The sequence below is a fragment of the Colwellia sp. MB3u-45 genome, assembly GCF_014077005.1.
Taxonomy (GTDB): Bacteria; Pseudomonadota; Gammaproteobacteria; order Enterobacterales; family Alteromonadaceae; genus Cognaticolwellia.
On sequence record NZ_JACGVC010000049.1, the window covers coordinates 135909 to 160763 of the forward strand.

Consider the following 24855-nt stretch of genomic DNA (forward strand, 5'->3'; position numbering starts at 1 on the left):
AGCTCTGCTCGTATTTCCTTATATCAATAAAAAACATGAGGTTAACTTAAGTGGACAAAAAATACTGCATAAAACTGCATAGTAAAATAAGGGTTAACTAATTATTTTTAAAGTAATTATTAGCCTATAATTACTTAGTGCTAAAGACGATATCACCATAATAAGACTCTGCTTTTTTGCCACTATTATCGGTGTCTGTCATAAGAGCTATAATGTCTATGTAGTTATAAGCTTTTAGGTTTGCTTTTTCACTACCTTGATCACCAAATGTATCAATCAAATCTTGGTATACATTACGCTTTTCTTCGTACCACTTACCGGTTTGAGATTCCTTCCCTTGGATAGACATCATTTTGACACTTGAACCCGCAAAGGGATTATCCCAAACCAAACCTTTATCTTGATTACTCGACCACACATAGTTTAATGATTTAGTCTTCCAAACCATAAAACCACCATCGATGACCACGTAAATTCTAGCGACGAAGTCATCCCCACTTTTACTACGTTCGTTTAACCCATGTAAGGTTTTTTCTACTAACCAACTCCAGTTTATGTAAGGCGTTATAGTAAGATCAATTTTATTTTTCAACACCAATCCAGACGCAGAACTCTGACTGAGGGCTTGCAGTGCCAAGCGTCCTTGATGCTGGTTTATAGTGTAAATAGATTTGCCAGAGAATACTTTAGCTTCCCACAGTGCAATACCGTTATTATTTAATGAGGTTAAATTGGTAGAAGATTTAGCATTAAAACAAGTGATTAGGCTAAACAGTAAAATAATCCATCCAAGCATATAATTTTCCTATAACACCACTGAGTTGTATAACTAGCGTGTAGAACAACCCGTTGGTATTTTTATGTATTCAGAGTAAGACTTTAGCGGCATTGAATTTTTAACAATCAATACTATTTACGTTTTGACCATTTTAATTGTTCTATCATTGGGGTTCAATCATAGCTGGCTGCTTTACTTATTTTATACAACAAAAGTGCCCTTAAAATAATATCTAGGTAACTTAACCTCATCATTCTAAAATTTTTTATAAGAATATGATAATAAGCTGATAAAAAATGTATATTTAACAGGTTACTTAATATTGTGTACCTATTTACTGAACTCAACAAAGGTCAATTTATGTTAAAAACCATCGTACTCTTTATTTGTACTAGCTTAACGGCCACCCTGCTTGTTTGTATTGTGTCGACACAAATAGTATTAGCCGACGTGCAATCATTTGGGCTTAGCATACCTTGGGCGGTTCGTTTAGATGCCACGATTAAAGACATACTCGGACTAGCTCCAGTGTTGTATTTATTGATTTCAATTGGTTTTTTGATTGGTTTTATTTTGGCTAAATATGCCCACCAATTTATCGGTGGCAATAGAATGGCTTGGTATATTGCCTCTGGGTGTACTACCTTTCCTCTGACGATGTATCTTATTCAATATATTATGGGCTTAACAATAATTGCTTCTACACGCACTCCACTAGGGCTATTTTTAACCACTTGCTGTTGTATATTTTCTGCATGGCTTTTCGCCCTCCTAACATCGCGCACAAAAATTCAGCTAATAACTCAAGGTAATCAAAATGATAAATAATCATCATATCTTTAAAAAACTTAGCATCAGTTTATGTTTACTTCTTGCTAGCACTATTATTTATGCAGAAACCCAAACTCAAGCATATAAAGTATCAACTGTCGTTGAAAACTTGAAGTTTCCTTGGTCAATTGCCTTCTTACCTAACAATGATATGTTAGTGACAGAGCGCGGAGGAAGCCTAAGAGTCATCAGAGATGGTAAGTTGCTTGAGCAAAAAATCTCTGGCTTGCCTGATATTTATGTCGAGGGCCCAGCGGGACTATTCGATATTGTTTTAGATCCTAACTTTGCGACAAACAAAAAACTTTATATATCTTACAGTGGTGGCACAGCAAGCAACAACTTTGTACAAGTGATCAGCGCCACATTACAAAACATGTCACTACAACAATCTAAAGTAATATTTACGGGCTCTAGTAGAAATACTCCTCATCATCATGGCGCTAGAATGGCCTTTCTTCCTGATGGCACACTACTGATAACCGCGGGTGATGGTTTTAATTTTCGTGAAGAAGCACAAGCCCTTAATAGCATGTTAGGAAAAGTGCTAAGAATTAACACCGATGGAACTATTCCTAAAGACAATCCATTTGTCGGTCAAAAAAATGCAAAACCTGAAATATACAGCTATGGCCATCGTAACCCGCAAGCAATATTAGTCAGCAAAACTAAAAAAGTTTGGCTGCATGAACATGGGCCTAAAGGGGGTGATGAATTAAATTTAATTAAATCAGGTCTTAATTATGGCTGGCCAGCCATTACTTATGGCGTAGATTATTCAGGTGCCTTAATATCTCCTTTTACTGAAGCAAAAGGAATGGAGCAACCCATTACCTATTGGGTGCCTTCTATGGCACCGGCTGGCATGACAGAATATCAAGGTAATATTTTCCCCCAATGGCAAGGTGATTTATTTGTTGCTGCTCTAGCGGGAAAAAGTGTCAGACGCTTAAAGTTAGAAGACAATAAAGTGGTAGAGCAAGAAACCATGTTAGCTGAGCGAAAACAAAGGATCCGCGATATTAGAACCGGCCCTGACGGCTATATTTATATTCTAACTGATAGCCCTCAAGGAGAGTTATTAAAGTTATCACCTAATTTATAAACATAATGAAAATATCACCCTACTTTGATTAAAAAAGAAACGATTTTTTATAATTTGGCGGACAGAATGGGACAAGTATGCGCTCTGGTTTTATTCAATAAAATTACCACTAAAGTAAACTCATGGTCACTATAGATAAGAAATCAAACAGATAAATAGCCTGTTTGATTTTTATGAAAAACGTCCTAATTATTGAGGGTATATTGTAAAAAACATTGTGTAACTGCCTACCAACTACTTTGTATTATTTTGTTGTATGACTTTTTTGTAGAGAAATCTTATTAAGGCTCAATTGCCTCAGTGATATGCCCAGTTATATGCAGCATATTACTCTCTTTTTAAACCCTACTCTCTAGATTAGCCTGCGCAAAATAATAAAGGCTTAAAGTTGGCTTTAAATTTTAGAATTATCTACTCTTTTGCTATTATAGCGGCTATCCGTTCCCTATAAGGCAGTAGCACTGCGTGGCAGTTTTTCAACTTAGAGATTATCAACAAGAAGCCGTTTCTGCGGTGCTCAAACACTTTCGAAAAACCAACGAGTCTGCGGTGATTGTTTTACCTACAGGCTCAGGTAAAAGTCTGGTCATTGCCGAGCTTGCTCGCTTGGCAAAGCGAAAAATACTCGTACTCACTCACGTTAAAGAATTGGTCGAGCAAAATCATCAAAAATATGAAAGCTATGGTGTTACCGCCGGTATTTATTCTGCGGGATTAAAACTAAAAGAAACTCAGTACCAAGTCACGTTCGCCAGCATACAATCCGCAGCCCGCAATCTAGATGACTTTAGTGAGCCCTACTCCTTAATTATTATTGACGAATGCCATAGAGTTAATTTGGCCAGCGCTGACCTGGCTAAAGACGAAGCTAAAAGTAAACCTAAAGGTGAACCCCAAGAGCAATCACAAGAAACAGCAAACAAGCTGTCCAACAGTAATCAGTATCAACAAATCATTGAAAAATTGATGCAAGTTAATCCCGAGGTAAAATTATTGGGCTTAACCGCAACCCCTTATCGTTTAGGCATGGGCTGGATTTATAAAAAGCATTATCGTGGTTTTATGCGAAGTGAAGAAAAGCGACCTTTTGAGCACTGTATTTATGAACTACCACTTAGTTACTTAATTAAACGCCAGTATTTAACCGAACCCAATTTAGTCGATGCCACCATAGAACACTATGATTTTAGTAGCCTGCGAGCAAACGCCTCTGGTGAATATAGTCCTACAGATATTAATCATCTACTAAACAAAAATCCCCGGGTGACTCAAGGCATTATTGAACAGGTCATCGAGTTAGGCCATAAACGTCAAGGTATTATGATGTTTGCCGCGACCGTTGAGCATGCAAAGGAAGTCTTTAGTTATTTACCCGCCAAATTGAGTGCATTAATTACCGGGGCTACCGACAACACTGAGCGCGATCAGTTAATTAAGGCATTCAAACGTAAAGAAATTAAATACTTAGTTAATGTTTCAGTATTAACCACTGGCTTTGATGCGCCCCATGTCGATATGATTGCGATATTACGTCCAACACAATCAGTTAGTCTCTATCAGCAAATCATCGGTCGTGGTCTGCGTTTGAGTGATAACAAAAAAGATTGCTTGGTGATTGACTATACGGGCAATGATTTTGACCTCTATCATCCCGAAGTCGGTGAGAAAAAGCCGAATAGTAAAAGTCAGCCGGTTCAAGTTGTTTGCCCAAGTTGTGAATTTCCCAATATATTTTGGGGCATTTGTGATGATGATGGTTATTTAGTGGAACACTACGGGCGACGATGCAAAGGTCTCGTTGATGCTGGCAGTGAAGAACAAGCATACCTAGTAGAAAGCCAGAGCCAATGTGACTATCGCTTTGTATTTAAAGAATGCCCTCACTGCGGTGGTGAAAATGACATAGCTGCTCGTAACTGTTTACAGTGCCTTGAGGTCTTAGTTGACCCCGATGATATGTTAAAAAAGGCACTGCAACTTAAAGATTCAAAAATTATTCGCTGCGCAGGTCTTAATTTAACCAGAGTTAATGGCAAGGTCAGTGATAAGGGAGCTGATAAGTTAAAAATCATTTACCATGATGAGGAAGGCGCTGAACTCAATGAATCTTTTAACTTCACTAAGCCGCATCAGGTTAAAGCGTTCAATGATATATTTTCTAAACGCCTTAGCGCTAAAATCAGTGTTCAACTGGGTTCAACGGAGACCTTTGAAGTGACTACTCTTGAACAAGCCTTAAAGTTAGCTAACATATTGCCGTGCCCAGATTTTGTCATTGCCAGAAAACAAAAGTACTACTGGCGTATTAAAAACAGACTTTTTGACTATCAAGGTAAATACCGAAAAGCCAATGAGCTCAAATAAATTCAATGACAAAAAACAGAATGAAAATAATGATTAGTCTAATATGGATTGACCTTCTATATTCACTTTTGCCACAAAGCAGTCCTTAAATGCTGCGTTTTTGTTTCTACATTAGGTCAGCAATGTGGCATTAGTTAGCCTAATAACTCAACACTAAGTCGTTAAATTTTTAGCTTCTAAATTAATCAAATGCTAAAGACTAGACTTAAGTTGACCCTGACCCCAGTTTTATTTGGCACTATAAAATAAAAATTCGCATTATAAACTTAATAAGGAAATTAATATGAAGCAAAGGAAAAATGAGTCTGAAGTATTTTCTGATTTAATTAGGTTATGTTCATCGAATGGGTTTATTCACATATTGTCTTATATCACAGCAAGAGATTGTTTGATTTTTAGCCAAGGGGAGCTTGATACCCCAGATTTTGGGCATTGGTATTCTAATAATAAATTGTTAAGAACAGAGATTTCAACACTACAAGGTCTAATGTTGAAAACAATAATTAAATGCGATGTTCCAGAAGAAGTAAAATTCATTGATATGATCAACTCAGTTGACCTGCTGATGCAAGATTTACATGATTCAATGCTAAGCTATGATGGCCTAGCCTTTAAAAATCATGGTATCCCTGATTTTAATAAAATACTCTTAGCTAAAAATTCTATCAAAGAATCGATATTCTATGGTTCAGAGTCAGCATATCCGCACCAATTTTTAGATCTTGGTGTAAAGAAGTATCAGTATGACTCAGCATGGATAGAGGCGAATAAAGGGTTCTCTATCTGTGATGCAAAAAAAATTATCGACTCTCTTCAATATATAATAATTAATAATTTCAACTCTATTGAAGAGCTATCTAACGAAGGGAAATTGACTACAACCTCCTACTTAAAGCCACAATCTTTCACAGCCGAACAAGTTAGCTTACGAAGTAAAGTAGAAGTAGACAATGTCATCGCATTTTTAAACACATTTTCTTTCGGTATAAATGATACGAATAATGAATTCAATGAAACTTCAGATTTTAATAGAGTAAATGAATTACCAATTCTAAAAATTGAAGATCAATACACTCTTTTTCAAAGTGCTAGTTTGTCGCAAGCGTTTTATGAAAACCCCACTTTCTGGTTTTTAGCAGATAAGTCTTACCTTCCTACAGCAACAAAAAATAGAGGACTATTTACAGAGGAGTTTGCATATGAACGTCTTGCTGTGATTTTTGGCAAAGAAAATGTATTTATTAATCTAGATTTGTACAAAACATATTCCAAACGGATTTGTGAAATAGATGTATTAATCCTTTTTGGTTCAAAGGCTATTATTTTGCAGGCCAAATCAAAAGCATTGACTATTAAAGCACGTAAAGGTGATAAAGAAACATTAGATTCCGACTTTTCAAAAGCTATACAAAGCGCATATGACCAAGCATTTTTATGTAGCGAAGCTATTTTAAATCCCCGCACAATTGTAAAGAACTGTGATGGCAAAGAAATTAATTTGGAGAGAAATATTTCTGAGATTTATCCAGTAATATTGCTTTCTGAGCACTTCCCTTCACTTCTTTATCAAACTGCAAATAAGTTAGTCACCCAAAAACATGAAATAATCAATCCACCATTCATCATGGATGTTTTTACTCTCGACATATTGACTGAGTTTCTCACATCACCACTATACCTAATTAGCTATATAGATCGTCGTTGCAAAACTTTCGGGCTTGTAACCGCAGGTCATGAGTTAACTATTTTTTCTTTTCACTTAAAATATAACTTGTGGCTGCAAGATGACTTATCTATGTTGATGTTGCATGACGATGTTTCAGTTAATTTAGAAATTGCAGTATTAAGTCGCACACAATATGCTGACGGACTTAGAACACCAGAAGGAATATTAACTAATTTAGTAGGGACTTCAATTGGGAAGCTAATTAACTCTATGAACTGTGCTGACAATAGAGTTGCTGTCGAGTTAGGTCTAATACTTTTAAAAATGAGTGAAAAGCATCTCAATCACCTTTCTGATTCTATTGATTACATTGCATACAAAGCACTTCAAAACACTACGAGTGATTTTTCTATTGGTATGAAAGATACTGGCATCACCTTTCATGCAAATAATGACAATTTAGAAGTTGCTAGTTTGCGTTTAGAAAATCATATGATAAAGAAAAAATATGAACAAAAAGCAAGCTCTTGGTTTGGTGTATTGATATCACCCGTATCTCAGAAAGTAAGGCGTGCTCATTATGTTGAAAGTGAGTGGCAATACTCACAAGAGCTAGAGGATATTTTGGAATCTAAGCCAAAGCAGAGCGATTTAGGCCAAATTAAAAAAAAGGTTAAGTTTAAAATGGGACGAAATGACAAATGCTCCTGCGGCAGTGGAAAAAAGCACAAAAAGTGTTGTGCCCCATAGGATAGTTATTCCCTGCAACATTGCTTGTATTTCTTACCACTTCCACAAGGGCACTGTTGGTTTCGCCCTATTTTTCCAGATGCGGCTAATCGCTTAGTTTTAAGCTTCTCAGCTAGTACTTGAAGTCGCTCTATATCTGGTTCCTTTTCATCGATAATAATATATGACCAATCAACATCGTGTAGCTTGCCATGCTCATCATAAAATAATTCAAGAAGTATTCGATTCTCATCTTGTGTAACCAACATTGAAGCTTTTGTATGATCTAGGGCAAGCTTAGGATCATGGTCAACATAAAGAGCATGCCAACAGCATACTGTGATTCTTGATTCACCATATGTTGATAGTGGCTGCAATTGCTTAGAACTAATTTGTTTTGTTAGCGCTTTTTTAACACCTTCGGTTAAACTGCTTCTCCAATCACCACTTAAGTCAAGTAAATCGCTTACTATTTTAGTTCGTTGTGGCTTAGCACTTATAGTAATTAACTCAATAATCTCAAAGAAAAGTTGGGGCATATCCTGCTTTAAGGGAGACTCTATTGAAGGATTTTCTAATTTATCTGAAAAGAATATATCCACATCGGTTCTATACCCGTTGAAACTTATCGCAGCTTCAGAATTTCCCTGCAAGTTTTTTGCATGTTGAACGTATGAATTGTGCTTCAAGTAAAGGCCAACGTGATCTAATTCATCATCCGTTTGAATTATTTTTGAAGCAAAAGACCTCATTCTTTGCTTAATGAAATGCATAAATATTAAAGGGTTTATAAAAATATCAGCATAAACTCTTAAATCATCTATCGATATTGCCCAAACAGGTAGTTCTCCAACATCAATATCTAGCGGCTTTAGGTGTTGTGATTGTGATGCGAGTTCTGTAAAGCTATCTAAAGTAATTGGACAAATAGTAATGCCACTATAATCATTAGCAGAAAGTTCGCTAATCTTCTTATGATTTTCATCGAATACCTCAACCGATTTTTGGCTATTTAAATATTCAACAAATCGACTTCCCTGCAAGGCAGGTTTTAAAATTAAATTTTGTAGAGATTTAACATAAGCAGGAAAATCAGTAGCTGGGGATGTATAGGTAAATGCACCTGCCTTAATTTCTAATATAAATAGATGGCCATCAAATATAACAAGTCCGTCTGCTTCACACCACTGTTTCCCCCCTTGTTTTCCTGTGTGCCACTTGTAATAGACAGAATGATATACATCTGCTGTTGGTAGGAGCTTTTTAAAATAAGTAAACGGTAATTGCTCTGAAACTTCTTTTTGTTTTTTATTCCAAGTCGGCTTGTATTCTGGTTTTTGAGAACAAATTGCTCTCTGTAATACTCTGTATAAATGATCTAATAAACTTTGTAGATCGAAACAATAATATGTACTATTTATTTTTATGAAAGGTCTTTTGAAGATCGGCCAAATACGTAATGGCCAGCCACTGAATTCACCATCAGCAAGAAAGTCGGAATCTTGTCCTACCTCCCAACATAGCTCGTTTAGCAACTTTGAAGGTAAATTAGTTGTTTTATGTAAATCGTAAAGATCAAAGCCAAGGCATTGACCAAAAACTTTTTCTTGCCAATTTTGCCAATCGTTATCCTTAATTACTTTCGCCATCAATTGAGGCATATCCAGTGTAGGGTGTTCTCTGATGAATGATTCATCTAGTTTGTCTAATGTTGCATGTCTGAATTTATCCATTTGGATAATAGCTTCACCTAGACCAAACGTCATAGAATTAATGATTTTGGATATTTCTACTATCAACTGGTCGGCTTTTATTCCATAAATTTCATCTAATATGTCTGAATGTGGTGACAATAACTCTCTTAACGAAATCTCTTCATGGACAAGGTAACGGTGTCCTCGTACATTGCACCAATACATTTGAGCTTTATAATAGAATTCTTCAACTTCCAAATCTAAATTGGGATCAATTTCTCTTCGTTTTGCAGTACTACATATTTGATACTCTAGATTGAGTTTATTGAATAATTTTTCTACTAAGCCATATAATTGTTGCCAGTCTTCTTCAGAAACTTCTTTTTTTTGGCTCGCTGCTGGTTTGGCAGAAGCTATGATACTCTGAATATAGTCAACCATCCGAAAAGCTATTGAATCGTCAGTACCATACTCGGCCTCACTTTTCTTGCCTAAACAACTAGCTGTCACTAGAGTACGTGCTCTCAACAACAGTTGTTCTGCTGGTAAAGTAATAACTAGCGAAACAATGGATGTAATTAAAACATCAATCTCATCAATTATTATTGGGAATTCATCCTGTAATTTTTGTTGGAACTCTTCAAATTGACCTTTTTCCCAGTTTGACTCCATAACTGTATTTTTACCATACCGTGCCATTTGCAACGGTCCAGCAGAAAAGTAATCGTCTGGGTTTTCAATTCTTTTAGACATTTAAGGAGCCTTATTTAATATATTTCGACAATTGGGAAAGGCACTACACCCCCAAAATTCATTACCTGCGCTTTTGCCTTTAGTGGCCTTACGCATTACCATGTCAGAACCGCATTTTGTGCAAGATTTAATGTCAGCTTTATCTTCTACAATATCTCGCACGTGCTTAATGTGTTGTCGGTTTGTTTTAAAGCCTCGTTCAAACCTACCACTTTCAACTTGTTCAATAATATTCGCTACTTCATCGCCATTGAAAATGGCGTCAGTTTTACTTTTAATATATTCAATTCCGCCTCGTGCAAACCTAACATTCTCAGGCATTTGAGTTTTAAACGTGCTGTCACCAATAAAGATAATGACTGAAAATAGAGTATCACTCTTTATTCTCAAACAAGATTCTAACGTTTTGACATGCTTATAGTTTTGGTGAAGTGGGTTTTGAAATTTTGATTTGTGCTTAAAGATTTGTTGGGTCCATTGCTTTTGGTTTTCACCACCAAAGATCCAACCTTTCATATTTTTGGTTTCAACTACGAAGATGCCGTATTTTGATACGATGATGTGATCTATCTGGGTAGTTCCATCATCAGTCGGTAATGTTACGTTTTTAATGAGGTGGTAATCATTTTTGTTCAAGAAAAACTTAATGAGTAAGTTAACTTGCCACTCACCAACCATACCTTTAAAAAATCCTTTGAACCATGCAGATTTTATGACGATAGCAAATATGAAGATCGGTATTAAATACCAAGCGGCACTGATCATCATGTTGAGGTAAATTGATAAATCCATTTAATACTTACTTCCATATTGGTAACTAATAGCTAGTTTTGTCCTTTAATAGCCCGTTAATTCTATAATAAACGCCATCAGTAACTATCTAAACACACTTGTTATAAAATACATACTAATATCATTAACTTAAAGTAAATCAATATCTAACTATTCCTAGATATGCACTAACAGACTGTTCCAAAATATCGATTAACGCTTCATCCATATACTGATATTCATCAGGGATATCTAACACTTGAATATATTTAAGTTCAAGTAATCTGGTGAATTGAGGTAAAACCAACTGAAGCAACGATAATGGGAAGTAATATTCAAATGATAAATGCCATTTCAACAAAATGACTTAACTCGTTCAAGAGCAAACGATTATACAATTATATCTTTTGTACAATCGTTAGCAAAGCTAGGTCAAGGCACATGTCGTAAGGTGAAATATTATTGGTGGGCTTTTGTAATACAGCTAAAGCCTTACCAAAGTAATAAAATAATACCGGCTTTTGCTTATATAAAATATCAATCCAAATCTCTAAGAAATTAGTGGCGCAGGAATTTGTTTAATGCCCAAAGCAGCATTAATTCCATTAATACCATTAATACCATTAATACCAACCGGAAAGTTAAATGCTGTATTGCCCAATATTCAATGCCCCCCAGTGGTAACGTCTATATGGCGTTCACTGATATAAAAATAATCTCGTCACGCGCTGTTGCATTCAGAGATGTTATTTTTAATAAAATGGCAGCAGGAGCTAAGAACTTATGGGCAGAAATGTTCAGTTCATGAGATATTTAACCAAAAGTATTGGCATTTTAGGCGTTTGGTGCAGTTTTACTCTTGAAAAAGAGTGAACCGCACCACCTGTAATAAACAAACTATGCAGTGTTGCTGTTTTCTTCTTGATCTAATAGCTCTTGTAAGACTTGCTTAAATGTTTCTTGAGGTTGAGCACCCGTGAGAGCACTTGTACGATTAAAAATAACCGTTGGTACACCGCTCACGCCCATTTTTTTCCATTGCGCTTCAAGTGTCTTGACTCGACTTATAAGTTCATCATTAGAGAGTGCCATTTGCGACTGTTCGGCGGTAATACCCACTGATTCTGCTTCTTTAATTAGCACATCTCGCTTCGAGACATCTTTATGTTCAGTAAAAAATGCAGAAAACAGACGCATTTTAAGCTCTGTTTGCACGCCGATTTGGTGTGCATAATCAAGTAGCACATGCGCATCTAATGTGTTGACGATTTTCATGTCATCAAAATAATTAAACTTGAAGCCGTATTCAGCGCCCGCTTGTGCGATATTGTCTCTTGCCTTATCACTATCGGCTTTTGATGAACCATATTTTCTTGCCACATGTGCTCGCAGTTCTTCTCCTTCAGCAGGCATGTCTGGGTTAAGCTCAAAGGGTTGCCACTCAATTTCAACTTGCTCTTGCAGGTTTAATTCAACGATTGCTGCTTCTAAATGCTTATAGCCAATAATGCACCACGGACAAACCACGTCAGAAATGATGTCTAGTTTAATTTTTTTAGTCATTATTTAACCTCTAAATTGTCATTCTCGTTAGGATTTAATGCCAATACCTTATCAATATCTTCTGCACTATGACGATTTTCAAGCTGCTCCCACTCATGACCCCAATTCTTATTAACGATACGACCACGCTGAAATGATGGACGAGCTAACATAGATTTTGCCCAGCGGTTGAGGTGTTGGTACTCATCTACGTTAAGAAACTCTTTTGCGTCGTAAAGGTTGCCTAAAACTAAGTTGCCATACCAAGGCCAAATCGCAATATCAGCAATACTTAACTCATCACCCGCAATAAATTCATTATTTTTCAGTTGGTTGTCTAATACAGACAATTGGCGCTTAGTTTCCATGGTAAAGCGATTAATGGGGTACTCAAATTTTTCTGGGGCATAACTATAAAAATGACCAAAACCACCCCCTAAATATGGCGCCGAACCATGCAACCAAAATAGCCAATTCATGACTTGTGTACGCTTATTCCCGGCTTTGGGGAGTAATACGCCGAATTTTTCAGCAAGATAGAATAATATGGATGCGGACTCAAAAATAGGCGCGTTATCTTCGTTTGCCATATCAATGAGTGCTGGTATTTTAGAGTTAGGGTTTATATCGACAAAGCCAGATGAAAATTGATCACCCTCACCAATTCGGATCATGTGAGCATCATATTGTGCATCTTTGCCTAGCATTAATAACTCTTCTAACATAATCGTTATTTTTTGACCATTAGGCGTACCCATGGAATATAGTTGTAGCTCATGACTGCCAACGGGTAATGCTTTTGTATGTGTTGCTCCAGAAACAGGACGGTTGATACTCGCCCATTTGCCACCACTTTCTGCGTCATGGGTCCATACTTTAGGTGGTTGATATTGGTTGTTCATATTGTTTCCTTAATACTTTTAACTTAGGTGACATTAGGATGTTTATAAAATAACTCTATTGTTTATAAAATGACTATACAGCTTATTGAACGACTGTTCAACAAGCTGTATTGAACAATCGTTCAAACTGGGTGATCTAGCACTTAAATCATTATTTTTAAATTTTAATTAAACCATCAGTTAATAAATATCGTGCTTTACTCAAGGGGAGATTACACGCATAATTGAACTATCGTTCAGTTATGTTTTTATGGGCTTATGCATGAGTAAAACAGCTAAGTTTGATCGCCAAAAGGTGATTGATAAAGCAACCAATCTTTATTGGAAAAAAGGTTTTCACGCAACTTCCATGCGTAGTTTACAAGACGAAATAGATATGCGCCCGGGCAGTATCTATGCCGCTTTTGGCAGTAAAGATGGTTTATTTACAGAGGCATTAAGACACTATACCGATATGGCACTTGCTCATCTAACACTATGCCGTAGTAAACATTCCTCACCTATTGAGGCGTTAAAAGCCTTTGTTAAAATTCAGGTAATTGACACCAAAAATGATGCTCCAAATGCAATGTGTATGTTAGCGAAAACCATTGGCGAGCTGACAGAAGATAACCAAAACCTTATTGATACAACCAAGGCCTATTTGGGCGAAATAGCGAATCAATTCGTCAATCTCATTGAAGAGTCTCAGGCAATGGGGGAAATAGATAAAGACAAAAATTCAAACGATCTCTCAAACCGTATACAAATTCAAATAGCAGGCCTGCGTACCTTTGCTAAAATCGATGATGATAAAAATAAACTTGATGCTATGATTGAAGATTTTTTTAGCCATTATCCATTTAAAAAGGACTAGCACATGCGTGAGCAAACAATACTTTTTGATATTAATGAAACAGTACTAAATTTAGCTAGCTTAAAGCCTAAATTTAACGCTGTATTTGGCGATGAGAGTTATACCGCCACCTGGTTTTCGATGCTACTGCACTCGTCAACCGTTTGTTTAGTCACTGGGGTAAAAACAGATTTTGCTAGTCTGGCTAAGATAGCGCTCGATGCTTTAGCCGCAAAACAAAAACTTCTTTTATCTGAAAAAGAAGGCAATGACATACTCGCTACTTTTGCAAACCTGGCACCACATGCAGATATACAAGCTGCATTAACTAAATTACGTAAAGCTGGATTTCGCCTTGTTGCTTTATCTAATTCATCTCAAGCCCTACTTACCACTCAAATACTTAATGCTGGCTTAACAAGCTATTTTGACGAGTTAATCTCCGTAGAAGCAGCAGGTACCTTTAAACCTTCAGCAAACGCTTATGCATTTGCAAGCAAACAATTAGAAACAACAGCTGATACATTACGTTTAGTGGCAGCTCATGACTGGGATACGCATGGAGCATTAAGTGCAGGTTTAAAAGCGGCTTATATAGACAGGACGGGGGCACCTTATAATCCCTTATTTCTAAAACCAGATGTAATTGGCTCTACGATGAATGAAATAGCCGAACAGATTATTTCAATGCACAAGATTTAATAACGAAGGTCTAAAATACACTCCTTTGGCTAATTCACTAACTTACTTACAGTGAACGACGACTTTAAACTGAAAGGCCAATTTTATATCTGAAAATTAGTTACCTGCGCTCTGCGCACTTTTAAGTCATCTCAATTAAACACTGGCTGTAAGCTTTGACGACAGTCAGTGTTAAATATAATGCACTAGCCATGGACCAACCTACTTTATAACTGGAGATTGGGAGTTGAACACTACTCGAGATTAGCGCTATAAACCTTACCTTGTCGTAGATCTCTAAATTTTAGACGAAAAAAAACCGCCAATCTTTCGATTAGCGGTTTTTTATAGTGTGGCGGAGAGATAGGGATTTGAACCCTAGAAGGGCTATAAACCCTTGCTGGTTTTCAAGACCAGTGCTTTCGACCACTCAGCCATCTCTCCAGTGTTCAGAAGCATTACTGCTTGAGAACGAAACGCATAGTAAAGGCTCGAAATTGTCTTGTAAAGCATTTATTCTATAAAACAGTTTGTTTGCTAAAAAAATCAACGATTTGTCATTTATTTAAGCAAATTCAGTAAATTTTCATGTTTAAGGAAAACTTATGAGTGAAGAAAACCTTTGTCGATGTCCGTGGTTAGATACAACAAAACCCGATTATGTTGCTTATCATGATAATGAATGGGGTGTTCCTGTTTTCGATGATCAACAATTATTTGAATATTTAATGCTTGAATCAGCACAGGCAGGTTTAAGTTGGTATACGATTTTAAAGCGTCGCGATGGTTACCGTGCCGCCTTCGCTAACTTTGACGTTAACCTTGTTGCCCTATTTACTGATGCTAAAGTTGAAGAGCTAGTAGTTAACCGCGCTATTATTCGCCACAGAGGGAAAATTAATGCGGTGATTAATAATGCTAAAATATTTATCGATATTCAAAAAGAGTTTGGCAGCTTTAGCCACTATATGTGGGGCTTTGTTGGCCATAAAACTATTGTCAATCATTGGGCTGCATTAAACGATTACCCTGCTACCTCTAAAGAGTCTGATGCTTGGAGCAAAGATTTGAAAAAGCGGGGCTTTAAGTTTGTTGGTTCAACCATTTGTTATGCGCATATGCAGGCTTGTGGCATGGTTAACGATCATAGCGATGACTGTTACAAACGCTCACAAATTATTGCAAAATTTCAACAAGGTTAAAGATAGTATTTCAAAATACACCGTGCCATAATATGTCAATGTGGTTTATAATTGATTATCACCCAAGTGATGATGTGAAGGTTAAATATTTGATTTACCCTTGAACTATTTAACAATAGCCCATATCTAAAAAATAGAATTGGCATACTTAGAGGAAATATTATGCAATCAAATACTAGTGTAAATGCTAGTCGAAGTTCAGCGGTTGAAATTAACAAGGTATTAAGAAATACCTATATGTTACTTTCGATGACTTTGGCGTTTAGTGCCGTAACTGCTGCTATTTCTATGGCAATGGGCTTGTCTCATATGGCAGCCCTAATAATGACCTTAGTTTCGTTTGGTTTATTATTTGTTGTTAATAAAAACGCTGATAAAGCGAGTGGTATTTTTTGGATTTTTGCTTTCACCGGCTTAATGGGTGCCTCATTAGGCCCAATGCTTAACTATTATGCGGCAATGCCTAACGGCGCTTCATTAATTATGCAAGCATTAGGCGGTACAGCATTAATTTTCTTTGCACTTTCTGGCTATGCGTTAACCAGCAAAAAAGACTTCTCATTTATGGGTGGCTTTTTAATGGTTGGTTTAATCGTTGCGGTTATTGCCATGGTAGCAAATATATTTTTCCAAATTCCTGCGCTGTCGTTAGCTATTAGTGCTGCAATTATTATGATCATGTCTGGTTTGATCTTATATGATACAAGCCGCATTATTCACGGTGGTGAAACAAACTACATTCGTGCAACTGTTTCGCTATACTTGAATATTTATAATATCTTCGTACACTTATTAAGCCTATTAGGGGTTTTAGGTAACGATGACTAATTAGCAGTTAAAAATCATTAACTATGATTAATAATTGTTTATACTCTATGTATAAATTATAAAGCCTCTATATTGAGGCTTTTTTATTAGCTGTGTTTAAATAACGTTAATTAAGGCGAAAAGCATAATATGCAAAATAGATTGGCTTTAGTGGTGACTACCCCGCCCAGCAGTAATTTAACAACAACGGCAATTAATCTTGTCAGAGCGGCGCTTGATAGTGGTGTAAGCATCGTAGGGGTATTTTTCTATCAAGACGGCGTGTTAAATGCCGCTAAATATTTATCAATACCCAGTGATGAATTTCAAACACTAGCACAATGGCAACAACTTAATAGCGAATACAATGTGCCGTTATATTTATGTATTACTGCCGCAGAAAAACGTGGTTTAAGTGACGAGTTAAATAACCATGAAAGCTCAAATATAGACTCAGCATTTACAGTGTCGGGTTTAGGTGAATTAGTGGAGTTAACCAGTAAAGCCGAACGTGTGGTGCAATTATAATGTCAGAAAATCAACCACGTGATAAAACTATCGCCATTATAAATACCCAGGCGCCTTTTTCGAATGCCGCCGGTAAAGAAGCACTAGACGCCGCATTGATATTTGGCTCGTACGAGCAAGCCACGTCGCTGTTCTTTTTAGGTGATGGGGTGTTTCAGGTGATCGGGGATCAAAATGCCTCAGCCATTGAGATTAAAGACTACCTTAAAACATTTTCAGCACTTGAATTTTACGATATTGAAAATATTTATGTTTGCCAACAGTCATTAACCGAGCGCAACTTAAGCGCACATTTTCATATTAACAATATACAAGTATTATCAAACGAAGTGTTTAGTCAACGCTTACACCAGCACAACGTGATTTACAGGTTTTAACATGGCGATGCTACACCTTATTAGAAACTCAGGCTTTAATAGCAGTGCATTAACACAATGCCTTGACATGATTTTGCCACAAGACAGTATATTATTAATCGATGACGGTTGTTATAATTTCAGTCATGCACTATTGCTTAGAACGCTAACCGAGCAGCAAGACATAACGCTTTACTTTATAAGCCAACACGCCGACGCCCGCGCACAATGCCCTAATAATAAATTATTTATACCCATCACCTTAGCCGAAGTAGTAGCGCTACTTTTTAAACACGACAATTCAATTACCTGGTCATGACAATAATATATAACAACAAAAGCTTAGCCACCGATAAACAAGGCTATTTGCTCGATTTTACGCAGTGGAACGAAGATGTTGCCATGTTACTCGCAAAAAATGATGATATTGAGCTGCTAGAAGCCCATTGGGAAGTTATTCGCTTTGTTAGGCAGTTTTACCTAACTTACAATACGTCACCTGCTATTCGCGCTCTAACCAAAGCGATGAAAGCAGAGTTTGGCGAAGAAAAGGCCAGCAGTCGTTATTTATATCGCTTGTTTAAAGAAGGGCCTGCTAAACAAGCCACTAAGTATGCAGGTTTGCCCAAACCGGCTAGGTGTATTTAACTGGTCTTATCTCGCCAATGAGCTTAAATCGCTGAGATAATTAATTATCTGCTTGGTTTTAATGTTTAAAATTAAAAACTACAAGGTGATAAATTTATAGCCGCGTAACTCTTTATCAAATTTTATGCCTGGTATTTAGTCACACTTCCTCATGAAAAAGTAAAATACTTAATTAAACGGTTATTAAACCGGTATTAAACCGAAGAGATTTTTCATATTAATTGGCAAAAAAAAGCGCTTACCTACAAGGTAAACGCTTATTCGAATAAACTAACTTTACATTTTTTTAGCTATCGCTAGTTATGTAAAGGGTAATGTGGGTACATCAATACCTGACATTGCTAACATTACACGCACTACCTGACAGCTATAACCAAACTCATTGTCGTACCATACGTAGAGTACAGCGCGATCACCATCAACAATCGTTGCTTGTGAATCAACAACACCAGCGAAACGTGAACCGACTAAATCAGTCGATACAATTTCAGTAGAAGCGGTGTAATCCACTTGATTTTGCAATTTAGAGTTTAAAGAGATTTTACGTAAATAGTCGTTTAATTCTGCTTTAGTTGTCTCTTTTTTCAAGTTCAAGTTCATAATAGCCATTGAAACGTTTGGCGTAGGAACGCGAATCGCATTACCCGTTAACAAACCTTTTAATTCAGGTAATGCTTTTGCTACCGCTTTAGCGGCACCCGTGGTACTGATCACCATATTTAATGGTGCACTACGGCCACGACGCGGCGCAGGATGGTAATTATCAATTAAGTTTTGATCATTAGTATATGAATGTACCGTCTCAACGTGGCCATTGCGAATACCAAACTCATCATTGAGTGCTTTAAGTACCGGCGTGATCGCGTTGGTAGTACAACTTGCTGCAGAAATCATGGTGTCTTCTGCTAAAATCATATCTTCGTTTACGCCGTATACGATGTTTTTAATATCGCCTTTAGCCGGTGCGGTGAGTAAAACTTTAGCAACACCTTTTGATTGTAAATGCTGTCCTAAGCCCTCTTCATCACTCCAAATCCCCGTATTATCAACCACTAAAGCGTTGTTGATACCATAAGCGGTGTAATCAATTTCTGAGGGTGATTTAGCATAAATAATTTGAATAAAAGCACCGTTCGCTTTAATAACGTTATTTTCTTTATCAATGGTAATACTACCGTTAAAGGCACCGTGCACTGAATCACGACGCAGTAAGCTCGCACGTTTTTCTAAATCATCTTCTTTACCAGGGCGAATGACAATGGCGCGTAACTTAAGCTTAGCGTTGGGTCCGGCACGTTCAATTAATAAACGCGCTAACAAACGACCAATACGACCAAAACCGTAAAGTACCACGTCTTTAGATTCTTGTACGTCGGTATCTTTAGTGATGGTGGCTAATTCTTTTTCTAAAAATTGTTCAATTGACAAACCATTCGCTTCACCTTTAAATAAATAACGGTAAGCTAATTTACCTACGTCGATACGCGCAGGTGCTAATGACATACTAGCTAAAACTTGAATAAAAGGAGAACTTTCACGTAAACGCAATTTATTTTCTTCGTGTAAAGCCACTGATTTATGTGCTTTAATGATGTCGATGGCAGAAGCATTGACTAGTGTGCGACCGTAAATTGAAATTTCGATACCGTCATTTCTAAATAATTGTCCGATAATCGGCTGCATGTTTTCAGCGAATGTTTGACGTTCCTGCCAACTAGCTAGATATTGTTCTTCAAGAAGAGAAGTCATTGCGTAAACCTTTTTATGTCAGTCAATTGAGTGATGGGTTATTATTAATGTAAAGAGGTAATTAGCAATAACTAATTACTGAATGCGGCGCATATTGTAATCCAACATGAATTATTTCGCCACCAGTTACAAATATTTTTCTGGGATAAATAGAGAAAAAGATGAAATTTAATAAATTAGTGCTTATTTTGCTTTTTTGCACATTTTTTTTCACATTAATGGCCTGTGAAAACAGACCTAATTTTGCTGAGTTATGTGAACAAAATACAAAAATTTGTCAAGAATTTCAAGAAGACACTTGGTGTAAACGAGAGCGTGTCGAGGTGGGCTTTGCTAATTTAGCAGACAAAAATGATGCTAACGATAGCAACAAATATCAGCAGTTAATTGCCTACGAAGGCTATGAAAAATGCATGCTGCATGCGTCTAAAATTGAGCATATTAAGCTAAAGGTTAAGAAAACCATACGTATTGATAATGTGGTTAAGGCGCGGGTTAAAATTAAAGCACTAGCACTTGCTACGCAAAATTCTGAACACCCTGACCTGTTATTCTTTCATTGGTCGCGCTACTTAAATGAGCACTCACTAAATAAATTTATTGCCTTAGAAGGCAGTGAGTTATTAGAAAAGCCCAACCGACAAATCAACTTAGCGAGCTATTACGCGAAACATGATATCACCAAAACCTTGAACTTGCTCTATCATGCACTAGAACTTTACCCAAGCGATGCAGCTATAGATACCGAGATATTTCAGTCTCTTGCCAGTATTTTTTCCCATAAAAAAGAGCATAAGCAAGCTTATATCTGGTTAAAAATATTATATTTATATAGTCCAAAAGATAGCAATATCAGCCATGAGACTTTCGTCAGTTACTTTAAAGGCAATAACTTAAACACTGAATTTTTAGACCGAGTAGCGAAAAAAACCTTAAACAACATTATTGAAGGTGAGTTTAAGGCGCCACGTACCTAATTGGGCGATTACTGGCAAGCCAGTCTTTTGAATAAAGCGCTAGCCAAATTAACGATTACCCAAGTAGCGCCAAAGCCTACTCGGGTTGATATACAGCTATACTTAATTAATTTCCTGCATATTACGTGATTCACTTGACCAATTAACGTGATACTTTTTGCCGGTGGCTTTATCGATACGCTCAAAAGTATGAGCGCCAAAGAAGTCACGCTGTGCTTGTAATAAATTCGCCGGCAGCACAGCACAACGTATAGAGTCATAATATGACAATGCAGATGAAATAGCCCCGGTTGGGATCCCCATCAAGGCAGAATTAGACACCGACTTTCGCCAGTTCAATTGATGTAGACTTAATTGCTCAGCAAAGAAATCATCTAAAAGTAGATTATCTAGGTCAGGGTTTCGCTCAAATGCTTGCGTGATTGACTGTAAAAATGCCGCACGAATAATACAGCCCGCACGCCAAATCTTGGCAATACTAGCAAAGTTAAGCTGCCAATTATGCTCTTGCTCAGCGAGTTTCATTAATTGAAAACCTTGTGCATAAGCACATATTTTTGCGCTATATATAGCATCATGTAACTGTTCAATAAACGCCTGTTTTTCTTCACCAGCAAGTATCACGACTTCTGGACCTGATAATATGCCTGAAGCTTTCACACGTAAATCTTTAAAAGATGAAATAGAGCGAGCAAAAACCGCTTGAGCAATAGTGGGCGCAGGTGTACCTAGTTCTAAACTACTTACCGCAGTCCAAAGTCCGGTACCTTTTTGACCCGCTTTGTCTAAGATCAAGTCAACTAACGGTGTTTTTTCTTCACCAACTCGATGACGTAAAACCTCGACCGATATTTCCATTAAATAACTTTCTAATCGGCCGCCATTCCACATTTCAAAAATATCAGCAATTTCATCGCTGCTTAATGCTAAGCCGTCACGCAGCATTTGATATGCTTCACATATAATTTGCATATCAGCGTACTCAATGCCGTTATGCACCATTTTCACATAATGCCCAGCACCCGCTGGACCAATATAGGCAGCACAGGGTTCACCTTCAGTAACAACTTCACCTGGTTTAGTGCGTTCAATGGGTTTACCCGTTTTTGCATCAACCTTTGCAGCAATAGCTTGCCAAATAGGTTTTATTCTTGCCCATGCATAGGGTGAACCACTAGGCATTAGTGCCGGACCAAAACGCGCCCCCACTTCGCCACCTGAAACAGCTGAAGAAAATAAAATAAAATTATTTTTGTATTTTTTCTCGCGTGCAACGGTATCAACCCATAAGCTATTACCTGTATCAATAACAATATCATCAGGTTGAATACCGGCACCAATCAAGCTTTCACACACTTGATCAACCGGTGCGCCTGCTGGCACTGATAGTACGATAAGGTGTGGTGGTTTTAAGCGAGAAAGTAATTCAGTATAAGACGAACAACCAATAACACGTGCTGTTGATAAACCACTTTCAGCCTTGTCTTGAGTAATGGCATCTTCAACTTTACTGATATCAAGATCGAAGGCGGCGATACTAAAGCCGTTATCAGCTAAATTAAGCACTAAATTCTTGCCCATAACACCTAAACCAATAAAGCCGATATCGCATGCACTGTTGTTCTGTATCATAAAAAGTCCAAAAAAATTATAGATAGAGGCATTATGCCATCATCATAGAAAAATAATAACCTTATGGAAAAGCCAATAAATAAATATTTTTAGCTAGGCTATGTTTAATAGCCGACATTTTAGTAACAATACGCAATAAAACAAGGTTTAAATCAATATTTATTGCTTTATGTCGAGTTATAACTTGTAATTTTTATAAAATGGTGTAATTTTACTACATTAATTTTTAAAGTTTGATTTTAGGGTTTTATTATGACAATTAGAGTAGGGATCAACGGCTTTGGTCGTATCGGTCGATTCGTGTTTAGAGAAGCATTTGCCAGAGCAGATGTTGAAGTAGTCGCTATTAATGATTTAATTGACGTTGATTACATCGCTTATATGCTTAAGTATGACTCTACTCATGGCCGGTTTAACGGCACTGTTGATGTTGTTGATGGCCACTTAGTCGTTAATGGCAAAAATGTTCGTGTTACCGCTGAACGCGACCCACTAAACCTAAAATGGAATGAAGCTGAGGTTGACGTTGTTGTTGAATCAACTGGCTTGTTTTTAACGGATGAATCAGCGCGTAAGCACATTGTAGCCGGCGCTAAAAAAGTGGTACTTTCTGCACCGTCAAAAGACGATACGCCAATGTTTGTTATGGGTGTTAACCATCTTGAATATGCCGGACAAGACATTGTTTCTAATGCGTCTTGTACCACAAACTGTTTAGCGCCTATCGCAAAAGTGTTAAATGATAACTGGGGTATCAAAGATGGTTTAATGACCACAGTGCATGCCACCACAGCAACACAAAAAACAGTTGATAGCCCGTCAGCTAAAGACTGGCGCGGTGGTCGTGGTGCTGGACAAAACATTATTCCATCATCAACAGGTGCCGCTAAAGCCGTTGGCAAGGTTATCCCTGCATTAAATGGTAAATTAACGGGTATGGCATTTCGCGTACCAACGCCTAATGTTTCTGTGGTTGATTTAACTGTCAACTTAGAAAAGCCAGCCAGTTATCAAGAAATTTGTAGCGCAATGAAAGCAGCATCACAAGGTGAGCTAAAAGGCATTTTAGGCTACACCGAAGATGCGGTAGTATCTAACGACTTTATTGGCGAAAGATGTACCTCAGTATTTGATGCTACTGCCGGTATAGCGTTAACAGATACTTTTGTGAAAGTAGTTTCTTGGTATGATAATGAAATTGGTTATTCCAACAAAATTTTAGATTTAGCGACCTATGTTTCAACACAATAAGCCTTTGTTTGTCCGCTAATAAACGACTAAAAAAGCCAGATGAATTCTGGCTTTTTTATTGGCTGTCTCCCCTCCTAAGATCCTGACTTAAAAGTTACAAAAACTCACTTCATTGCAAAGACAATACTTCTTGATTAACCTCATTTACTTGCAATATTCATCACTATTCATCACTGGGCACTAGCGAGTGTAATGTTAAGTAGTGCGATTATTGTCTTTAAATATGTAATAAAACAACAAAAACGATCTGTAGTTTTATCAGTTACAAATAAACTACCGCAGTGAAACCCGTTATTGTTATTATTTTTGTTTTATATTTTAAGCAAAAAAAACCAGGCAATGCCTGGTTTTTACTGATAAATTAATTTTTATCAGTCCTTAGTTAGCAACCAATGGCTATTATTTTACATGCGCTAGTACTTGCTTTGCTAAACGCGTAATTTCTTGCCAATTACCTTGTTTAATAATTTCATCAGACACTAACCAAGAACCACCACAACATGAAACATTGGGTAAGGCTAAGTAGTCTCGAACATTATTTAAGTTAATACCACCGGTTGGACAAAATTTAATGTCAGGAAATGGTCCACCAATTGACTGCAACGCCTTGACACCACCCGATGCTTCCGCAGGGAAGAACTTAAGATGATCATAACCACAATCAATGCCATCCATTAATTCAGAAATAGAAGAAATCCCCGGAATTAAGGCGATATTACCTTCTTTACCTGCTTTTAATAAATCTTTTGTTAGTCCTGGGCTAATGGCAAACTTTGCGCCAGCTTCGTAAGACTTTTGTAATAAATCTCGATTAGTTACAGTGCCCGCACCAACAATGGCCTCGGGTAAATTTTTAGCTATGATGCTGATCACTTCTAATGCCGCAGGTGTACGCAAGGTAACTTCTAGCACTTTTATGCCCGCTGCTAACAATGCTTCTGCAATAGGTAGTGCATTTTTAACATCTTTTATCACTAAAACCGGAACTATCGGACCCATAGCAAATAGATCTTTTGGCTGTATTTGCCAATTATTTGATAATGTCATAATTACT

22 protein-coding genes and 1 tRNA gene are annotated in these 24855 nt (G+C 37.1%); 14 read left to right on the plus strand and 9 right to left on the minus strand.

The features are described 5' to 3' along the window. Nucleotides 1-130 precede the first annotated feature (130 nt). The gene (locus H4J41_RS11635; protein WP_182137927.1) at nucleotides 131-796 is read right to left on the minus strand and encodes a DUF3047 domain-containing protein; all 666 of its coding nucleotides are present in this window, start codon (nucleotides 794-796) and stop codon (nucleotides 131-133) included. 342 nt (nucleotides 797-1138) lie between these two features. Between H4J41_RS11635 and H4J41_RS11640 the strand changes: the two genes are divergently transcribed. The 4 genes from H4J41_RS11640 to H4J41_RS11655 all read left to right on the plus strand — a co-directional run bounded on the left by H4J41_RS11640 (nucleotide 1139) and on the right by H4J41_RS11655 (nucleotide 7494). Then, nucleotides 1139-1606 (plus strand): hypothetical protein, encoded by a 468-nt coding sequence (locus H4J41_RS11640; RefSeq protein ID WP_182137926.1) that lies wholly within the window; start codon nucleotides 1139-1141, stop codon nucleotides 1604-1606. Then, nucleotides 1596-2714 carry a PQQ-dependent sugar dehydrogenase gene (locus tag H4J41_RS11645; protein WP_182137925.1) on the plus strand — a complete coding sequence of 373 codons (1119 nt, stop codon included), beginning with the start codon at nucleotides 1596-1598 and terminating at the stop codon, nucleotides 2712-2714. Before H4J41_RS11640 ends, H4J41_RS11645 begins: the two co-directional genes overlap by 11 nt. A gap of 465 nt (nucleotides 2715-3179) precedes the next feature. Further along, complete coding sequence (locus H4J41_RS11650) at nucleotides 3180-5078, plus strand: DEAD/DEAH box helicase (protein ID WP_182137924.1); 1899 nt, start codon at nucleotides 3180-3182, stop codon at nucleotides 5076-5078. Nucleotides 5079-5361: 283 nt separating this feature from the next. After that, on the plus strand, nucleotides 5362-7494 hold the full coding sequence (locus H4J41_RS11655) for a YecA family protein (RefSeq protein WP_182137923.1): 2133 nt from the start codon (nucleotides 5362-5364) through the stop codon (nucleotides 7492-7494). Nucleotides 7495-7499: 5 nt separating this feature from the next. Here the strand turns inward: H4J41_RS11655 and H4J41_RS11660 are convergent, their stop codons facing one another. The 4 genes from H4J41_RS11660 to yghU form a co-directional block, all read right to left on the minus strand. Further along, nucleotides 7500-9920, minus strand: coding sequence for an SEC-C metal-binding domain-containing protein (locus tag H4J41_RS11660; protein ID WP_182137922.1), 2421 nt, complete (start codon nucleotides 9918-9920; stop codon nucleotides 7500-7502). Beyond that, the gene (locus H4J41_RS11665; protein ID WP_182137921.1) at nucleotides 9921-10712 is read right to left on the minus strand and encodes a nuclease-related domain-containing protein; all 792 of its coding nucleotides are present in this window, start codon (nucleotides 10710-10712) and stop codon (nucleotides 9921-9923) included. 876 nt (nucleotides 10713-11588) lie between these two features. Then, a complete protein-coding gene (locus H4J41_RS11670) occupies nucleotides 11589-12254 on the minus strand; it encodes a DsbA family oxidoreductase (protein ID WP_182137920.1) in 666 nt (221 codons plus the stop codon). After that, nucleotides 12254-13135 (minus strand): glutathione-dependent disulfide-bond oxidoreductase, encoded by an 882-nt coding sequence (gene yghU / locus H4J41_RS11675; protein WP_182137919.1) that lies wholly within the window; start codon nucleotides 13133-13135, stop codon nucleotides 12254-12256. Before yghU ends, H4J41_RS11670 begins: the two co-directional genes overlap by 1 nt. A gap of 262 nt (nucleotides 13136-13397) precedes the next feature. Between yghU and H4J41_RS11680 the strand changes: the two genes are divergently transcribed. Beyond that, the gene (locus H4J41_RS11680) at nucleotides 13398-13991 is read left to right on the plus strand and encodes a TetR/AcrR family transcriptional regulator (protein ID WP_182137918.1); all 594 of its coding nucleotides are present in this window, start codon (nucleotides 13398-13400) and stop codon (nucleotides 13989-13991) included. A 3-nt stretch (nucleotides 13992-13994) separates the two neighbouring features. Next, nucleotides 13995-14672 carry a haloacid dehalogenase type II gene (locus H4J41_RS11685; protein ID WP_182137917.1) on the plus strand — a complete coding sequence of 226 codons (678 nt, stop codon included), beginning with the start codon at nucleotides 13995-13997 and terminating at the stop codon, nucleotides 14670-14672. A gap of 332 nt (nucleotides 14673-15004) precedes the next feature. Here the strand turns inward: H4J41_RS11685 and H4J41_RS11690 are convergent. Then, nucleotides 15005-15095: transfer RNA gene (locus tag H4J41_RS11690), tRNA-Ser, on the minus strand. A gap of 161 nt (nucleotides 15096-15256) precedes the next feature. On the opposite strand from H4J41_RS11690, the gene H4J41_RS11695 reads away from it, so the two are divergent. The 6 genes from H4J41_RS11695 to H4J41_RS11720 all read left to right on the plus strand — a co-directional run bounded on the left by H4J41_RS11695 (nucleotide 15257) and on the right by H4J41_RS11720 (nucleotide 18192). Beyond that, on the plus strand, nucleotides 15257-15853 hold the full coding sequence (locus H4J41_RS11695) for a DNA-3-methyladenine glycosylase I (protein ID WP_182137916.1): 597 nt from the start codon (nucleotides 15257-15259) through the stop codon (nucleotides 15851-15853). A gap of 162 nt (nucleotides 15854-16015) precedes the next feature. Further along, complete coding sequence (locus H4J41_RS11700; RefSeq protein WP_182137915.1) at nucleotides 16016-16681, plus strand: Bax inhibitor-1/YccA family protein; 666 nt, start codon at nucleotides 16016-16018, stop codon at nucleotides 16679-16681. Between the two features lie 129 nt (nucleotides 16682-16810). Then, nucleotides 16811-17188 carry a sulfurtransferase complex subunit TusD gene (gene tusD / locus H4J41_RS11705; protein WP_182137914.1) on the plus strand — a complete coding sequence of 126 codons (378 nt, stop codon included), beginning with the start codon at nucleotides 16811-16813 and terminating at the stop codon, nucleotides 17186-17188. After that, on the plus strand, nucleotides 17188-17565 hold the full coding sequence (gene tusC / locus H4J41_RS11710; protein ID WP_182137913.1) for a sulfurtransferase complex subunit TusC: 378 nt from the start codon (nucleotides 17188-17190) through the stop codon (nucleotides 17563-17565). The genes tusD and tusC overlap by 1 nt, the downstream gene beginning before the upstream one ends. Before the next feature lies 1 nt (nucleotide 17566). Continuing rightward, a complete protein-coding gene (gene tusB, locus H4J41_RS11715) occupies nucleotides 17567-17863 on the plus strand; it encodes a sulfurtransferase complex subunit TusB (RefSeq protein WP_182137912.1) in 297 nt (98 codons plus the stop codon). Then, the gene (locus H4J41_RS11720) at nucleotides 17860-18192 is read left to right on the plus strand and encodes a TusE/DsrC/DsvC family sulfur relay protein (protein ID WP_182137911.1); all 333 of its coding nucleotides are present in this window, start codon (nucleotides 17860-17862) and stop codon (nucleotides 18190-18192) included. The genes tusB and H4J41_RS11720 overlap by 4 nt, the downstream gene beginning before the upstream one ends. 300 nt (nucleotides 18193-18492) lie before the next feature. On the opposite strand, the gene H4J41_RS11725 is transcribed toward H4J41_RS11720, so the two are convergent. Beyond that, a complete protein-coding gene (locus tag H4J41_RS11725) occupies nucleotides 18493-19941 on the minus strand; it encodes a glyceraldehyde-3-phosphate dehydrogenase (RefSeq protein WP_182137910.1) in 1449 nt (482 codons plus the stop codon). A gap of 161 nt (nucleotides 19942-20102) precedes the next feature. Between H4J41_RS11725 and H4J41_RS11730 the strand changes: the two genes are divergently transcribed. Next, nucleotides 20103-20918, plus strand: a complete 816-nt coding sequence (locus tag H4J41_RS11730) for a DUF2989 domain-containing protein (protein WP_182137909.1) — start codon at nucleotides 20103-20105, stop codon at nucleotides 20916-20918. Between the two features lie 102 nt (nucleotides 20919-21020). Here H4J41_RS11730 and gndA read toward each other — a convergent pair whose 3' ends face one another. Continuing rightward, nucleotides 21021-22550: an NADP-dependent phosphogluconate dehydrogenase gene (gene gndA, locus H4J41_RS11735; protein WP_182137908.1), complete on the minus strand. Its 1530-nt coding sequence runs from the start codon at nucleotides 22548-22550 to the stop codon at nucleotides 21021-21023. Nucleotides 22551-22802: 252 nt separating this feature from the next. On the opposite strand from gndA, the gene gap reads away from it, so the two are divergent. Next, nucleotides 22803-23801, plus strand: coding sequence for a type I glyceraldehyde-3-phosphate dehydrogenase (gene gap, locus H4J41_RS11740; RefSeq protein ID WP_182137907.1), 999 nt, complete (start codon nucleotides 22803-22805; stop codon nucleotides 23799-23801). A 399-nt stretch (nucleotides 23802-24200) separates the two neighbouring features. On the opposite strand, the gene H4J41_RS11745 is transcribed toward gap, so the two are convergent. Continuing rightward, nucleotides 24201-24848, minus strand: coding sequence for a bifunctional 4-hydroxy-2-oxoglutarate aldolase/2-dehydro-3-deoxy-phosphogluconate aldolase (locus H4J41_RS11745; protein WP_182137906.1), 648 nt, complete (start codon nucleotides 24846-24848; stop codon nucleotides 24201-24203). Nucleotides 24849-24855 lie beyond the last annotated feature (7 nt).

Bases quoted from the DNA above. Each gene is read 5' to 3' on its own strand.
- tusD (WP_182137914.1), top strand. From the start codon at position 16,811: ATGCAAAATAGATTGGCTTTAGTGGTGACTACCCCGCCCAGCAGTAAT.
- gap (WP_182137907.1), top strand. From the start codon at position 22,803: ATGACAATTAGAGTAGGGATCAACGGCTTTGGTCGTATCGGTCGATTC.
- H4J41_RS11660 (WP_182137922.1), bottom strand. From the start codon at position 9,920: ATGTCTAAAAGAATTGAAAACCCAGACGATTACTTTTCTGCTGGACCG.
- H4J41_RS11745 (WP_182137906.1), bottom strand. From the start codon at position 24,848: ATGACATTATCAAATAATTGGCAAATACAGCCAAAAGATCTATTTGCT.
- H4J41_RS11680 (WP_182137918.1), top strand. From the start codon at position 13,398: ATGAGTAAAACAGCTAAGTTTGATCGCCAAAAGGTGATTGATAAAGCA.
- H4J41_RS11655 (WP_182137923.1), top strand. From the start codon at position 5,362: ATGAAGCAAAGGAAAAATGAGTCTGAAGTATTTTCTGATTTAATTAGG.
- H4J41_RS11700 (WP_182137915.1), top strand. From the start codon at position 16,016: ATGCAATCAAATACTAGTGTAAATGCTAGTCGAAGTTCAGCGGTTGAA.
- H4J41_RS11640 (WP_182137926.1), top strand. From the start codon at position 1,139: ATGTTAAAAACCATCGTACTCTTTATTTGTACTAGCTTAACGGCCACC.
- H4J41_RS11720 (WP_182137911.1), top strand. From the start codon at position 17,860: ATGACAATAATATATAACAACAAAAGCTTAGCCACCGATAAACAAGGC.
- yghU (WP_182137919.1), bottom strand. From the start codon at position 13,135: ATGAACAACCAATATCAACCACCTAAAGTATGGACCCATGACGCAGAA.
- H4J41_RS11725 (WP_182137910.1), bottom strand. From the start codon at position 19,941: ATGACTTCTCTTCTTGAAGAACAATATCTAGCTAGTTGGCAGGAACGT.
- tusC (WP_182137913.1), top strand. From the start codon at position 17,188: ATGTCAGAAAATCAACCACGTGATAAAACTATCGCCATTATAAATACC.
- H4J41_RS11685 (WP_182137917.1), top strand. From the start codon at position 13,995: ATGCGTGAGCAAACAATACTTTTTGATATTAATGAAACAGTACTAAAT.
- H4J41_RS11695 (WP_182137916.1), top strand. From the start codon at position 15,257: ATGAGTGAAGAAAACCTTTGTCGATGTCCGTGGTTAGATACAACAAAA.
- H4J41_RS11730 (WP_182137909.1), top strand. From the start codon at position 20,103: ATGAAATTTAATAAATTAGTGCTTATTTTGCTTTTTTGCACATTTTTT.
- H4J41_RS11670 (WP_182137920.1), bottom strand. From the start codon at position 12,254: ATGACTAAAAAAATTAAACTAGACATCATTTCTGACGTGGTTTGTCCG.
- gndA (WP_182137908.1), bottom strand. From the start codon at position 22,550: ATGATACAGAACAACAGTGCATGCGATATCGGCTTTATTGGTTTAGGT.
- tusB (WP_182137912.1), top strand. From the start codon at position 17,567: ATGGCGATGCTACACCTTATTAGAAACTCAGGCTTTAATAGCAGTGCA.
- H4J41_RS11665 (WP_182137921.1), bottom strand. From the start codon at position 10,712: ATGGATTTATCAATTTACCTCAACATGATGATCAGTGCCGCTTGGTAT.
- H4J41_RS11635 (WP_182137927.1), bottom strand. From the start codon at position 796: ATGCTTGGATGGATTATTTTACTGTTTAGCCTAATCACTTGTTTTAAT.
- H4J41_RS11645 (WP_182137925.1), top strand. From the start codon at position 1,596: ATGATAAATAATCATCATATCTTTAAAAAACTTAGCATCAGTTTATGT.